The sequence below is a fragment of the Legionella qingyii genome (assembly GCF_003184185.1).
In genome coordinates this window covers 1-16,148 of the sequence record NZ_QHJG01000044.1, presented here as the reverse complement: position 1 = coordinate 16,148, position 16,148 = coordinate 1, and the positions used below count along the sequence as shown (strand labels likewise).

The following is a 16,148-nucleotide window of genomic DNA, read 5'->3' as shown; positions in this document are numbered from 1 at the left end:
TCATCACGGTTAAATATATTACTAACAGCATTAATTTTAGATTTTCATTGGAAGATTTTTGATCATTAATATACAATCAAAAAATTTTTAATCAACACTGAATAAATTAAAACATCGTATTGGATAAAAAAGGTTAATTTAAGAAATAATCTTAGGACGGTACCTTACCATCATTGCTTGAACGTTACTAGCTCCTTAATCTTAATAAAGGGATTGATCGCGTAGAAATGGATTTTCTATTAATATTGGAAATTAAGCTGTGTCAATTTTAGATTTTATTAAAAAACAAATTTTACGTTATAGAGACCTTTTAGCTAACTTATCACGTAGAAATAAAGAAATTTATTATCGCGAAAGTCGGGGGCATTGCATTAATTTATCAAAAGCTCCAAAAGCAGAAGATATTTATAACGATATTATTTCAGAAAAATTTGTACCCATGCGCTCAATGTCATCAAGATTCCAAGACTTGATGAATAACTCAGATTTTGATCTAACTAAACATCTTCTATTAGAAGAAACTAAAAACACAGATTTAATTAAGAGACTTGATAAAATAAGACTTGCTGATGATAAGTTTAGACGTGAATATGGTATGCCTGGAGCTTGGCTTTTAGGTCCATTTCTTTGTTGGAGGGATAGCGCAAATTATAGGCAAGATGAGTTATTAATCTCACCAATTTTTAAAATTGCAGTAGATGTTATTAAGGATAAAAGAAAAAAATGGAGTCTAAAGCTAGAAGATAATATTGTACAATTGAATCCATCATTACGCCTTGCACTTCGGCAAAAATTAGGTATAAAGCTTCCAGAGCACTTCGAATCTGACCAGGTATCCGATGCTTTACAAGAGTTTAAGAATTATCTAGATAAATATGGTAAATCAGTAATTCATGATGAATCATTTACTGATGCTCTTCCCAAAATTCCTCCCCGTTTTAAAATAGTAAAAAATGAAGAAGGAGAACTTGTTGATAGGATTCCAGTTAACCTGGAAGAAGCTCTCTCGAAAAAAGAGTATGAGCTATATAGCAAAGTCAATGCAAACCAGTTTTATTTAATTGATATTGTCTTAATAGACCATCTTAATGCAAGCCGCACTGTACTTCTTAGAGATTATGACTCTATTTTTGAATATTCAGAAATGCATCCCATTTTATCAGAGTTATTTCTCGGAAAACCTATCCCTACTGATAAAGGTGAAATATACGAAAGAACAAAAGCTCTCGATGATTATAAAGAGCGAGATAATTTTTTTGTTGTAAATATTGATTCATCTCAACATAGAGCTATAGATCAAACAACAAAAGGCAAAGTAACAGTAATACAAGGACCACCTGGAACTGGAAAAAGTCAAACAATTACAAATCTTATTGCAGAAGGTATATCAAAAGGTAAAAAAGTACTATTTGTTTCAGAAAAAAGAGCCGCGTTGGATGTTGTATATGCTCGATTAAAAAAAGCTAACCTAGTATCTCAATCAGTACTTATTCATAGTAGCGATTTAAATAAACAAAGCTTATATAGCTCATTTCTAGAACTAGCTGAAGCAAATCATGATCCTCAAGCTGAAAAGCAATGGGATTTGCTTACAAATGAACTCGATAATCTTAAATCAGAAATCAATAATTATTACCGAATACTAGAAACAGTTCACAATCCAAGTGGATTGAATATTTCTGAGTTACTTACACTACATTCTGAGCAAATAAACGTTAAAATGAATATTCAATTTGCCAATTTATTTGCAAGATATTCATTTGATGACTTAAATAGCATTTGCGGAAAATTAAGCGAACTGCAAGCGTATGCCGCAAGAGTGAAAGATATTCCTAATCATCCATGGCTTCATAGGAAAAATGACACTATTTTGACCAATAGCTTTATACAAGTAATGTCAGATTTGGTCGAAAAAATTAAACTCACTGAACAATCAATATCCGCAATTAAAATACAGATTGAAGATCTTGGAGTGAATAATATCGAAGCGCTCCCCTCATCTAATGAGTTAATGGAGTTAAGTCAATTATCTCTACCTTCTGAATGGTTTGAATTTGCAGACATGTTTTATTCTGATTTATCTGGCTTAATGATATATCAAAAAGAAATCCAGGAAATAATACAAACAATTAACAGCGAGAAGTCTCATTTTGATTTGATAAATAAAAACGCTGATGACGAAATAATTCGACAACTTGAAATGTACTATTCTATTTCTCGTAGTGTATTTGATTGGTTCACCCCAAATTTTTGGAGAATGAGGAGTTTTAGACGTCAATTCCTAACGAATTGGGATAGAACAAATAAGTCATTTAAATCATATCGATTAGTAAAAGAAGCAATAAAATCATTCAAATCCATCACTCAAAATAAGTTACTCCCATTAGAGAGTAATGAGTCAGATCCAGAAAAAATAATTCTAGCCTTCAATGCAATTAATCCAATACTTAAAACCATAACTAGTATCGGGGATGCCATGAGGACATTAGGCTTAGTCTCGAATCCTGAACTCTCTAGTTATAACAGCCAATCTGCTATAAAAATTAAAAAAATATTTACTGACTTATCTCAGACAAAAATTAACTTGGAAGAGCAAATTGAGATACTAGATAAGTTAAAAGATAATCTAAATCAGTATTTCGAAAAACCACTAGTCTCAGATACTGATAATGAAAATTATAATTATGATCTACTTATTGAAAAGATGATAGATTTAGAAGTATTAGATAAGATAGATTTATGTTTAAACAGCATAAGATCATCTTTTAATTGTGATTTATCAAAAGAACTAATAATTAAAAATCTCATTCCTATTGATGACTCCTGGGACCAATACGTTATTTCTTTAGTGATCAAATGGTGGATAGATGAAATCATTACACAATATCCTGGGTTAAGAAATTTCGATCGAAATAATTTTCATACAAAAATTGAATCCTTTAAAAAAATTGAAACAGAACACCGACTTTCTGCACGTGAATTCGTAAATAATGCTGTTTCCAAAAGATGGGGAAATGGTGTTGGGGAATTTGAAGGATTAAGTTTACTCAAGAAAGAAGCTAACAAACAACGTAAGGTTCTTTCGCCACGTGAAATTATGGAGCGTGGAGCACTTTCTACAATGTTAAAACTTAAGCCTTGTTGGTTAATGAGTCCCTTAAGCATTAGCCAAATACTACCTATGGAAATGGGGCTTTTTGATATTATTATTTTCGACGAGGCATCCCAAGTAAGAGTTGAAGATGCAATACCCTCGATTTATAGAGCAAATTCTATGGTTGTTGTAGGTGATCCAAAACAAATGCCCCCTACAAACTTCTTTTCAGCAATTGAATTTATTGACGATGATGACGATGAAAATGAATCGGATTTATCGCAAAGTATATTAGATTTAGCTTCCCAAATTTATCCTTCTGAAATATTAGAATGGCATTATAGAAGCCGCTCTGAATCCCTAATTGCATTTTCAAATAGAGCATTTTATGGAGGCAGATTAATTGCAGTCCCTAACCCATATTATTTAACTGAAGGTGAAGTTATTAAGTTTCATCAAATAAATAATGCATATTTTAATCAAAAGGAAGGCAATAATGTGGAGGCTGATGCCTTAGTCGACAGATTAGCTCTGTTATTCCAAATTTATCCTGAAAAATCTTTGGGTGTGATTGCGATGGGACAATCGCAAATGCTAGCAATTGAAGATGCTATCGAACGTAGAATACTTTCTGATGTAAGTTTTAAAAATAATATAAAAAGAGCAAGAATGCTAAGTGATGGCGAATCAGATATACCTTTTTTCGTGAAAAACTTGGAAAATGTTCAAGGAGATGAAAGAGATTTAGTGCTCATTTCAGTTGGATATGCACCTTCTGCACAAGGTAGAAAATTGTATATGAATTTTGGTCCACTTTCGAAACAAGGTGGTGGGCGGCGTCTAAATGTTGCGATCACTCGTGCAAAACAAAGCATAGAAGTATTCTGCTCATTTGATCCAAATCTAATTCCAGCAGAAGAAAAAGATTTTACAAAAAACCCTGATTTGGTTTTATTTGGAAGATATCTTAAATATGCAAAGGCAATCAATGATAAAAATTATCCTGAAGCAAAAGCTATCTTAGATTCCTTTGGTATTGGCGGTGCAATTACTACGCGAAAAACAAGCTCATTCAGCAAAAATGTCCAACGCCGTTTAGAAGAGTTAGGCTATAAGGTATCAGCTGAGATTGGATCAAGTGGCTTTTATATCGATTTAGGAGTTCATCATCCAGTTATTCAAACTAATTTTATTTTAGGAATAGAGTGTGATGGAGCATTATTTCATTCTACGCCCTATGCTCGTGATCGTGATAAAACTAGACAGGAACTGTTGGAGTCTCGTGGATGGAGAATAGAGAGAATTTGGTCACAAGATTGGTCTAGGGACTGGAAGTCTGAAATTACAAGAATAGACAATATATTGAAACAAATTCTAAATATGGATAATGCTCAAAAGTCATTTTATAAGACAACAGAAGAAGTATAATACAGATCTTCTAGTTTAATTATTACTTTTATATCATTAGTATACTGATAATATAAACCATAATGTTCTCGTGAGTAATCACACTATAATCATGGACCTATATCTTTAGATGAGTTTGCATAATGCAAAAAAAATCAACTATTCGACTCCATCGAAAATGCCCTTGTGGTAGCAAAAAAAAAATATAGAAACTGTTGTGGTAAAAAAAATACTGTTAACTTTCATGACTTACCTAAAGAAACACAACAAATGTTTCACGAGCTTCAAGTAAAACATAAAATTGGTTCTCAATATCACCATGATCACATGGGTTACACGCCTGAAATTGTTAGTTCAGTTTTTCAAGGAAGAAGATTTGTTGCTCTCGGAGGTAGTCTTATTCAATCCGATGCCCCAGAAGGAGATTGGGATGAACCGGCAGATTTTTTAACTTCACACCTAAAAACTACACTAGGTAACGAATGGTTTGATGATGAATTAAAAAAGCAGGAAAATGAAAGGCACATAATTTTATCATGGGCAGTCGATGGTGAGTGTTCGGTGATGGACGCCAACAAACCGATTGAGTCAAGAAAACATAATGGTAGCGCTCTTGCTTATTTACATTTGGCGTACGATTTATTTGTTTTACATAATCAAGGCCACATCACTGACAAACTAATATCAAGATTAAAATCTAAACAAGGTTTTAATGGTGCTAGATACGAACTCTTTGTTCTGGCAACTATGATAAGGGCTGGTTTCAACATAGAGCCATTTGATGAAACCCTGGGTGTAGGGAAAGTAACTGAATGTAAAGCGACACATATACAAACCGGGGTTACTGTTCAAGTTGAAGCAAAAACACGTAATGTAAAATATGTCTTAGGCTCTACAGAGGGGAAAGCTAAGAATATTCGTTTGTACGACAAACTCAGAGATGCGATTGAAAAGGAGGTAAACCAACCTTACCTAATATTTGTTGATCTGAATTTTCCAGAGCTGAATGTATATGCTGAAAATGAAAAGATAAAAAAAATACAAGAAGAACATAATAAACTTATAAAACTACACCCCACTAACCTCCCCAATGCTATTATTTACACTAATATCCCTTTCCATTATGCACGTGATTATAATGTAACAAACACTGCGTTTGGTTTAATAAAAATCAATAGGCCAAAACTAAAGCTTGAGAATGAAAACATTATTCTCAATGCAATTAATTCTGCATTAAAACAATATCAATATCTTCCAAGAGAATTTAATGAAAGTGAAAAGCACGCTGAAACTGTAATCAATGCAATAAAAAAACATGCCCAAAGATCATGAATGATCAGCTGAAAACTTAGCCAATCACATACACGCAATTGTGTTGCGCTCATGATAATTAACAAATGTAGATAAAATTGCAAAGTAATCGACAATGAGAATATCTATCTTATATATACAGTACACACACCTTTCGCACGATAAAATTATTCATTATATCTGCATGATTAATAATAATATTTAACTATTTTTATATGTTTAATGCAAAAAAATGCCGGTGAATACGTGATGAATTGTCTAGTGAAAGAAATCCGTCTATCTAATTAGGGAATCAGCCTCCATTTCACCATTAATTCACCAATTAATCACCACAAAATAAAAAATAATCATATATTTATGTTAGGCTAGCGCTCTCAATTAGTGAGCACTACACAAAGCCTAAAACCCGTTAAAAAGCACTTGTCTTGTTACACCGTGGACAATAGTCTTTATTTTTTATCCGACATCTATCCCTTATTACTTTTTGATAAATATGGTTTTGAGGACAAATCCACCAGGCTACTTTTCCACTCCCTGGTGTAACCTGACTAGGTAATAAAGAACCATTTTTAGAAGGGTGCCACTGAATAGCAATTGCTGGATATATTGCTGCTAAGGAATTATCTTCATTTGCTTTTTTACCAGCACAATAAGGGCAGGAATTGCCTTGCACTCTGTCAATAATAGCAGCCTGATAAATATGTTTGTTTTTACACTGCCACCAGGCTTTATAACTACTACCAGCGGTAAAATCAAACGGAGTTTTAGAGTCATTTTTACTGTCTGACCATTCTAATGCCAAATTCGGGTACTTATTTGCAAAACAATTATCTGAACACACTTGATTACCAGAACAGTAGGGGCAACCACTACCGCCAGCCCTGTAGGCAATAACAGTCTTGTATTCATGGCCTTTAGGACATAACCACCAAACGCTTTTACCACTATATTTTTGAAAATCAAAAGAAGATAATTCAGCATTTCTTATAGGGTGCCATTCTTTTGCTACATCAGGGCATAAAACTCCAAAGCTAGTACACTTTGGGCAGTCATTATATTTTATTTGTGTTCTTATTAAGCGAGAATACTCATGTCCTTTTGGACATCTCCACCATGCATTAAAAGTACTAGTTTTAGTAAAGCTAACTGGACTTTTGCCTTTATTTAAAGTTGGGTGCCAATGTTTGGCTATATTTGGATACATCATTTGAATATTGTTATCTTTGGTCACTACTCTTTTGTTGCAATAAGGGCATCCGCTACCTTGAACTCTGCTAATTATTGGGGATTGATAGTGGTGGTTTTGAAGGCAACTCCACCAGGCATTATAGCCACTGCCTTTCGTATACTTAGCAACTGAGAACTCATTTTTATCATTGTCCCACTCATTTGCAAGAGAAGGATAATTTAACGCAAATGAGTTTTCTTTTGATACTTTTTTTCCCGAGCAAAAAGGGCAGTTTCGGCCATTTGTCCTTTTAACTATAGTAGCTTCATATGAGTGGCCAGATAGACAAATCCACCATACTTTAAATCCACTGCCAGAGGAAAAGCTTTCAGGTACTAGGGGCATGTTTTTTTCGTAATCCCACTCTTGGGCAATCCCTGGATAATTAACAGGCAACGAGTGTTGAGGAAGTGGGGCAGGATAATAAGATAGGTATTGATTAAATGTCATACTATTTTGAAATTTGTTTTTCCCTATGTATGAATCAATCTTATGATGAAATTTATTGGGTATTAATTTTTTTATGATTATCAAAAGTTCATTTATAACTTTTTTTGTTATTTCATTTTTACCTACGCAAATATCTGAACTGTCTATTTTATTTAACGGCTTCTCTCTAACTCGTATTAATTTAATGCCTCTGTCGCCAACAGCCTTGTTTTTTTCATTGTCTCTATTTGTCTTTTTCTGTCCTTTATGAAAGTAATACCCATCATACTCAATTCCAATTTTTAATTCAGGTATATATATATCAATTTCACTCCCATCAATAGATTCTCGGTTAATCACTTCATCAAAAACAACCATCAATTCAGTTAAAATTCTAAGCTCTGGTTTTGACGTTTGGTTAGTACAATACTTACACCCAATACCACGAGTTCTATCTCCAATAATAGACTGATACTCATGCCCTCTTGGACATATCCACCAAGCCTTAAAATTACTACCTCTTGTAAAAAATTCAGGCTTAACTTCTCCATTTTTTATAGGGTGCCATTCGCTTGCTAATTCAGGAAATAGTTCTTGTATATTATTATCTTTACATACTTTGGCTCCACTACAATTTGGGCAACCTGACCCCCTTGTTCTAGCCCCTATACTGGCCTTATATTCATGACCTTTGGGACATTTCCACCAAGCCTTGAGTCCGCTCCCTTTTGTATATTCGTTAGGTATCTTTCCCTGGTTTTTGTCAGGGTGCCATTCCTTAGCTATTTCGGGAAACAATGCTAATAAACTATTTTCCTTAGACACTTTCTTTCCTGCACAATAAGGACATGAGGTGGGACCTGACTTTCTTGTTCTTTCACATATTGCAGTTTGATATACATGCCCCTTTTCACAAAACCACCATACCTTTTCTTTACAACCATAGGTAAAATTGCTAGGACGCTTTTTGCCATTTAACTTTGGATGCCATTCTTTAGAAACTTCAGGAAATAAATTCTCTAAGCTATTCTCAGCACATACCATTTTTCCTGCACAGAAAGGACACCCTCTACCAGCAGTTCTGCTTCTAATTGCAGATAAATAACTATGACCTAAATCACATTTCCACCAAAATTTTTTCCCACTTTTTGGAGTATAGTGCTCTGGTTTATTATTCTCATTTTTTTGTAAATCCCATTCTTTTGCTATATCTGGGTACAAAGTTGAGAAACAGTTATCCTTACACGCTTTTTTTCCAGAACAATAAGGACAGCCACTTTTCCTATATGTCCGGTTGGCGATTGTTGCCCTGTAAGAGTGTCCTTTGGAACAACTCCACCAAACTTTTTTTTGGCTTCCGCTTGAAACATCACCAGGAGTTAGTGGGTCATTTTTAATACAATCCCACTCTTTAGAAATTTCGGGGTACCTTAGTATTAAACTATTATCTATTGACATTTTCCTTGCGTAAAATTATTTATCTTTTTAATAAATAATAGACTAGGTTAGTAATATTTCATCGTTTGGGAAACCACCTATTAATTCCACTATTGGCTAGTCTCGTTTAATGAAACCTTAACACTATGCCTAGCGAGTGATTCAGTTTCAAATACTCTACATATAGATTCTATGTTACCTATTTTTAATACAATAGGCTCAGATTCAATTCTAGCTGGATCTAAGATAGCTAGGCGCCATTCATTTTGCCATGCATATTCTTCGAGCTTAGAAAAGCAGCCTATTCGTCCGCTATATTCATTAGCTAAATAATCTACTTTATCAAAAAATTTGTTGGAACATGGTGGAGATTTTTTTCCATTTACACTTTTTGTAATTCTATCTATAAATTCTTGTGGTTGTGTAATTAATATCGCTTTATCACCAAATCCGCAAAATCTTTTGTCTAATTTAAAATTAAAATTTGTCACCTCTAAAAAATTAAGTTCAAATAAGGTCATACAAAATATATTAACTTGATGATCAAAGGGATACATAAAATTAATTCTATTGATTAAGCCTCCAATCGGAACAAGCTTTCCCTCAGAATTAGTTATAGAAATCTTAACAGAATCAGCTAGATAACTAGATGCCACTCCCTCTTGCTTATCGCCACGATTAATTTTTTCCTCAGTTTTTCTATAAAAGTTATATGTATTCATAAATAAATTACCATCCAAGATGTCATCTAAATATTCATCTTTAGTAATTTTAAATAAAAGAACATTTTTCATAAGAACTCATTACTCGTTGAGATATTCTTATAGTGTAGTCTTTCCAACCCCCACCATCTTACAAATCGCTCGATTTCCGAAAATTATGTTCCAAAACTATATCTGAATACTGTAACTACTACTCAAGTCATTAAGTTTTAAAGAACTTATTGCAATGAAAATTTAAAGGAAAGGTGTTATTGGCCATAATATTTCTGCTCGCCTTTACAATGACCGTTAATTTATATTCTGATATCGCTTGCTGCTAAGACCGCTCGTTCTTACAAAGATATAATTAATCAATGATGAACTTTCAATATCTCACTTCGTAGCCATGCTACTTAATTCAGCAAACTTCCCTACCGCTGCCCTTTGCAACTGTTCAAAATCTTCTTGATTAAACTTAAGTAATTCTACTGACATATTTTTAATCAGTGCATTCATTTGAATAATTAATTGTTGACAATGCTGCTCCACAATCTGATTTGATTTTTGTTGCCCCTCATACCAGTGCTGTAGACCAACATGGATTAATCGATTAATGATACTGGACATCGAATCATCATGCTGTATAGCTAGTGATGAAATACGATTGTGTAAATTATCAGGTAATGAAATAGTTAATCGTGACATGATTTATCTCCAAAATTATAGTTCTAGTTCCTTGATTGATTCTTTGGGCTTTTCGTTGTAGCTATTATTCTTGGTGAAATAAAGCTCTTCAATTTTGTTTTTAGGATGTAATTGATCGAATCTCTGATTAGCTTCATAGAGTATTTTCTTATCAATTACAGACTGGATTGATAATTGAGCCTTGCCCATAAAACGATCTTCATGATTCATCAATTGCTTACTTGAAATCACATCAAGAGAAGCCGGCTTTTCATTTGAATTTCTTTGAATGGCCTCAATAAGTTCTTCTTTATTATCGGTGACTAAGGTCATACCATGAACTGCCCTGGAAATTTGCACATAAAAATTTTTTAAAGTAGCACTAAAGCGATGATAAGATTCCATAAGTCCAATTCCATAAGGAGCATCTTTCCCTTGTACTTTGTAATTGGTTAACACATAGCTGTAATCAAGATGTTTTAATGCAGAGTGAGATTGTTTAAGGGTTAAAGACTGTCCCTCTGCAGTAGTAAAAAGAATTGCCTCATCATTAATTTCTTGAATTGTGGCGCATTGTCCATTGCGAATACCGTCTTTATTGAAATTACGTGTCCACATCACTTTATCACCCACATAGAGTTCGAGTGATTTGGCTTCGTAGAGTTCTATGACACGCTCAAAAGGAGCCGTATGTGTTTTGTAATGGGGAAGGTTCTTCAACGCAAATTGAATTGCTTTTCCTTGTTCATTAACTATCGGTAAAACATTGTCTCTAAGATGTGCTTGTGTGATAGTCCCGACTGTATAATAACTCCCTTGCTTAATTCGCCCCTTTTGAAAATCCTGATTAAAACGGATTACATCTCCTTTTTGATAATAAGCAACAAATCGCTGTTGCACCGCTTCAATCGTTTTTGCTTTTAAAACTTTTTGCTCAAGTGATGTACCTTTTAAGACCCCTTCACTCTGAAGGCCTTCACGAATAATTTGAGTAATTGCCTCCCTATTTGCATGAGTGGGAGCAAATAAAAGAGTTTTTTCTCGCTCCTCTGGAATCAACGATAACCAATGATCTGCTATCCACTGAATTCGTTCTTCATGAGTACCTAGAGTTTGCACATTAAGATGCTCCAAAGCCTCTTTTACATTCCCTTTTGTTGCACAAATTACAGCATCTTTTGCTTTTTGATTCTTTTGACGGACAATTTCATCCATGACATTCGTTTCAATCCCATATTCCTGAGTAAGACTAAAAATCCTACCTGTATTAACACTGGGTAATTGTGCTTTATCACCGACCAAAACCAAACGAGCCCCTGTTCGTTCTACTTGCTTTAAAAGCTCATGGCCTTGATGTGCAGAAAGCATCGATGCTTCATCCACAATAAATACCGTTTTAGACAAAGAGGCCGTAGGTGCCTTTTTTAACTCCTGATGCACAATGGGAAATACATCGGTAGAAATACCTGCTTTAGTTTGCAGCTCATGTGCTGCTGAGCTTGCAACCGTTATCCCTCTTAACTGATAACCTCTTTCCTCAATAAGCATCCTTGCTTCTGCAAGCATCGAGGTTTTGGCAACTCCGGCATACCCTTGAATTGCAGAAAAGCGATCGGTTCCAGTTAACAAGGCAACCATTGATTGCTTTTGTGAATCAGTCATTGGATAAGGTAAAATTTGACTTCGCTCACGCTGAAAAGACTCCAGTCGTTCTTTTGATGCAATAGAGGATAACGCCCTTTTATTGTTTTCAATTCGTGCAATGGTTTCGGCTTCTACTGTAAGTAACCAAGGAGTAGTTAAAACTGTTTGTCGTGTTTCAGGGCATTGAGCCTCATACAGATTTTGGTTTATTTTTTCTTGCCCAATTGCAGTAATTAACGTTTCTTTGGTGATGACTTCAGGATAGATGAGGCTGTGTTTCATCGCTTCGTTTAATAAAGTACGTTCACTAAAAACTGCTGTACGCTGACTTAACGTTTCAATAGCAACCTGAACACATGCAAGTGCCACACCTGTTTCCGGGGGTTGTTTATTCTTTTTAACTAAAGCAATGAGCTTCTCTTTAATAGCTGAAAACCAGTTTTGCGATTCAATATGTTGATGGCGGTTTTTGATAAAGTGATGGGCGTCAAATCCAAGAGCTTTAGCACGCTCTTGCCAATCTAACGCAAGTACATCCATTTCTTGATCCTCTTTCCCATGACGTGTTAAAAGGGTTGCAGCAGAAGCACTTTTAGCTCCTGACCACCCTTTTTCTTCCAAATGTTTCTCAATATCCTCTCGCCTTCGTGAAAACTCACGCAAAACTGCATCGGGAATACCATCAATTTCAAACAAACCATCACCAGCCATGCGAAGAGGAAAGCCTGCTTTTTTTAACGAGTTCGCCAAATGCTGTCTATAAATCAATCCACAATAATGGGCGTTGTTTTGGATTTGCTCAATCACCCCATGATTTCTTGAGGGGTCGCTGGCCAATGAACGAATCTTTCCCTGGTGAAAGGTCATGTTCATCGTCACACAATGAGTATGAAGTGCAGGATCATTAGCCCGTGAGTTCGGTTGTCTAAATGCTGCCACTAATAAGTTATCCGTCTTTTCATAACAAATTTCACCATCACGTCGAACACGTGTTTGGGCAAATTCACGTTCAATTTGACCAATTGCATATTTAACTGCTTCATCATGAAATCGTACTAATTCAGGTGCTGCTCCTAAACCAACTAATAAGGATACACTTTTAGGTGCTGAAAAAGTCATGTCAAACCCAGGTCGATGCTCCCCTTTTAGGTTTTGCAGCACTTGTCCATTGGGTAACCTTCCTTCGAGCAAAGCCAACATGTGTTCTTTTTCAATCACCCCATTTAATTGAAAATGTGAGCTAGTTTTACCCAACCACTGCATAGCTGTTGCATCACCTGCATAATAGTTAAATGCAGCGGCATAATAGTCTGCGGCACCTTGTGCTGATTTTAGTGGTTGTATACTAAGCATCTTTATCCCTAATCCATATATTCTATCAGTTGGCGTTCTTTCATTCTTTGTGAGCTGTGTTCCAAACCTTGCCCTAAGGACTCACTATCCTCATCCCCACTTGAAACATCCTCTGTTATGGATTCAGGTACATTTCGTTCGATAAAACCTAAGCTTTGCGAATCACGTTGGATTAATTGAATAGGCAACTTTGTCACTGGATAAGGGCCTGGAAGACGCAAAAAACAGGTTAAATCTTTGAGTTCCAAAATTTCGGGATATGCAACAATAGGACGAGTCACACGTTGACTTCCTAAGGAAATACCATCTCGGATGCTGTTGGCACCATAAGAATAATTTTCCCGAGACTCTTCAATTTCCTCCTCCCCTAGCTCACTAGCTACTAGACGCGCCATATCGCTGCTTGGACTGCGGAAGAAAAAGCGAGTGTTGAGTAAATCAAAAATTTCTCTAGCCCCACTTTGACCATAGACCTTAGTTAGCTGTGAAAAGCTTTGCATCCCTAAAAGAAAACAGCCACCAAATTTACGCACTTCAGCGATCGTCTCCCCAAGTAAAGGAAGTTTATGCAAACTAGGTAATTCATCACAGACAAACCAAATACGTCGATCTCGATCTGGCGTTAAACTCAAAAGCGTCAGGGAAGCCATGGCTAACCACATCGACATAAGTGGTTTTAGAGTTTTATGTTGCTCTCCATTGGATGAAATAAACAACCACCCTTTTCTATGTTCATCAAGGATGTAGTCACGAATGGAGAAAGAAGGCTTATTATCTTTCCCAAGACCTGATAAAGACTGCAATGATTTAAGATAAGTCGTGATTACCGAACGGATGGAAATTGCTGTTTTTTCAATTTTACCACTGACTAAAGTGGCTGCAGCCGTTCCTCGCAAATACTCTTCTAAAGTAGAAAATTCACCAGTTAATAAAAGCCGCAATAATTTATCAAGTGAGCGCTCATTATCATGGCGCATGGTAGATGCAACAGATGCAAAAACAGTTCGGGCAGCATTCACCCAAAAAGGATCAGATTCCCCATGCATAGGAATAAGGCTTTCTGCCATATTTTCAAAATCTGAATCCCGAGGTGCTTCACACCACATATCCCAATTAGGACAACGTGCATCAAAAGGATTTAAAACAATATCACAGTCTTCACGAAAATAATGAGTTATAAAAGAGCACCCTTTATCATAAATAATGACCCTATCTCCACGTGCTCTCAAAGCATCTAAGATCTTCATGATGAGTTGGCTTTTTCCAGTCCCTACTGTTCCATGTACTAATAGGTGCTGCACCTCACTACCTTGAATTAAAGGAAAATCATCAATATGAATGTCGGAATGTGCCGCATCATTTAGGATCATTTCTTTTACCTGAGCTGGTGTATCGATTCGACTTCCTCGAATAAACTGATGTTTACTCTGTTCTTTACCTCGGCGAATAAAGTAAATGGCAAACCCTATTCCAATAAAAAATGCCATGCCAAATGCAACTAAGGCCGATTGCCCCATAGTTCTGATGACCTCATTGGCATTATCACGATAATAGGAATAATGAAGAATTTGCTGAACATTTTGCTGGAAGGTTTTTCCATGGAAAGAAAAATGAAACACATGATTTTGACCAATAGCATTTAAAAATTGAGCCCAATAATAAGCAAATGCATGGTGTAGCTTTTCAACAGAAGTGATACTCCAAATAATAACCCCAGTAAACACTACCCAAAGCAACAAGCAAATTAAGGTTAACGATTTAGTAATTTGATCCCACATGCGAAGATTATGGAAACTAATTTGCCCACCACGAGTATAGTGTTTGAAATTAGGCTCATCACGCATCTGTTTTTCTCCTTATACCTTTTAGGCAAAGCAGTAGCTAACACTGCCTTTAAAGTGATTAAAATTAATTCTTAATGATTTTTTATTGGTTTATCTCAAGGGTAACTCAATTTTTTTTCCTTTATGAAAAAACTCGTTGATTAGAGTAAATATGGTGCTTATACCAATTCGACTAATTTCCATACTCACTAGGAAATAGGTAACCAGTAAGCTTCCAAAAAATGCAAATCCAACGAACATAAAGATTGCAGCAGATTCACCATAACTTGCAAATAGAGCACAAAATAAAGCAAATACCCCCAAAAAAAGGTACGAAAACTGTTTTAATTTTTTTACAACTAAAGATCCTGTTTTAAGCCTTTTTTCCAAATGAAACCTAAAAAGAATGTAGAAATTAAGTGCCTGAAACAATAAGAACATGGCACCTGCACTCATAAAAAATGCCATCAATACTGATTCTCCAATCACCTGAGAAGCAGCCTCTCTTGCGAGCCCTTCGTTTGATGGATGAACTATTCCTGCATAAGCAATCGTGATTGAAGTAATAAGCCAAAATATCAAGAGACCATTTAAAAATAATTTCGAGAGACTCCAATAATAAAAGCGAGCAGGAATAATATCGGGTTGAAGACCTGTAATTGCACCCACATCCTCATCAATAGCACACTTTAAATCCTTATAATTCATCCTATTCTCCTTTATTATGAAGTCCCCATGTTCTTGGTAGTTTTTCGGTTAAAATCACATTCTTTTGTGCTCTGACCATCCCCTCTCTCAATGCGGCTTCCTTCTTGTCCATTAGATCATGGTGATCTTTCTTAATCAACTCCTTCCCTTGATTAAGATTTTGAAAAGATTCATCCAATTGCTGGTGAACATTGTGTTTTAATGGTTTAGCCTTATTTTGATCAATTCCTACTTTGAGTAATTGAGCATCGTACTCCAATTCTTGATTATTTTTTTGATAATGAGTCCCTAACTGTTTTCCCATTGAGCTCACTTGATGCTTTTCTTGG

Annotated in this window: 8 protein-coding genes and 1 pseudogene; 2 read left to right on the top strand and 7 right to left on the bottom strand. The window is 35.3% G+C overall.

The annotated features are described in order from the left end of the window. Positions 1 to 259: 259 nt before the first annotated feature. Positions 260 to 4,522, top strand: a complete 4,263-nt coding sequence (locus tag DGG96_RS18575) for an AAA domain-containing protein (protein ID WP_110143743.1) — start codon at positions 260 to 262, stop codon at positions 4,520 to 4,522. Between the two features lie 165 nt (positions 4,523 to 4,687). Next, positions 4,688 to 5,833, top strand: a complete 1,146-nt coding sequence (locus DGG96_RS18570; protein WP_127059491.1) for a hypothetical protein — start codon at positions 4,688 to 4,690, stop codon at positions 5,831 to 5,833. Positions 5,834 to 6,221: 388 nt separating this feature from the next. On the opposite strand, the gene DGG96_RS18565 is transcribed toward DGG96_RS18570, so the two are convergent. From DGG96_RS18565 to DGG96_RS18535, 7 genes and pseudogenes are all read right to left on the bottom strand, one after another. Next, positions 6,222 to 8,927 (bottom strand): zinc-ribbon domain-containing protein, encoded by a 2,706-nt coding sequence (locus tag DGG96_RS18565; protein WP_110143745.1) that lies wholly within the window; start codon positions 8,925 to 8,927, stop codon positions 6,222 to 6,224. A gap of 89 nt (positions 8,928 to 9,016) precedes the next feature. Beyond that, positions 9,017 to 9,700, bottom strand: a complete 684-nt coding sequence (locus DGG96_RS18560; protein WP_110143746.1) for a hypothetical protein — start codon at positions 9,698 to 9,700, stop codon at positions 9,017 to 9,019. A 300-nt stretch (positions 9,701 to 10,000) separates the two neighbouring features. After that, positions 10,001 to 10,312: a hypothetical protein gene (locus DGG96_RS18555; protein WP_110143747.1), complete on the bottom strand. Its 312-nt coding sequence runs from the start codon at positions 10,310 to 10,312 to the stop codon at positions 10,001 to 10,003. A 15-nt stretch (positions 10,313 to 10,327) separates the two neighbouring features. Further along, positions 10,328 to 13,288, bottom strand: coding sequence for a MobF family relaxase (mobF, locus tag DGG96_RS18550; protein WP_110143748.1), 2,961 nt, complete (start codon positions 13,286 to 13,288; stop codon positions 10,328 to 10,330). Positions 13,289 to 13,296: 8 nt separating this feature from the next. Next, positions 13,297 to 15,132: a type IV conjugative transfer system coupling protein TraD gene (gene traD / locus DGG96_RS18545; protein WP_110143749.1), complete on the bottom strand. Its 1,836-nt coding sequence runs from the start codon at positions 15,130 to 15,132 to the stop codon at positions 13,297 to 13,299. 90 nt (positions 15,133 to 15,222) lie between these two features. Further along, positions 15,223 to 15,819, bottom strand: coding sequence for a hypothetical protein (locus tag DGG96_RS18540; protein ID WP_110143750.1), 597 nt, complete (start codon positions 15,817 to 15,819; stop codon positions 15,223 to 15,225). 1 nt (position 15,820) lies between these two features. Continuing rightward, positions 15,821 to 16,148: pseudogene (locus tag DGG96_RS18535) on the bottom strand (conjugal transfer mating-pair stabilization protein TraG); the annotation flags it as partial.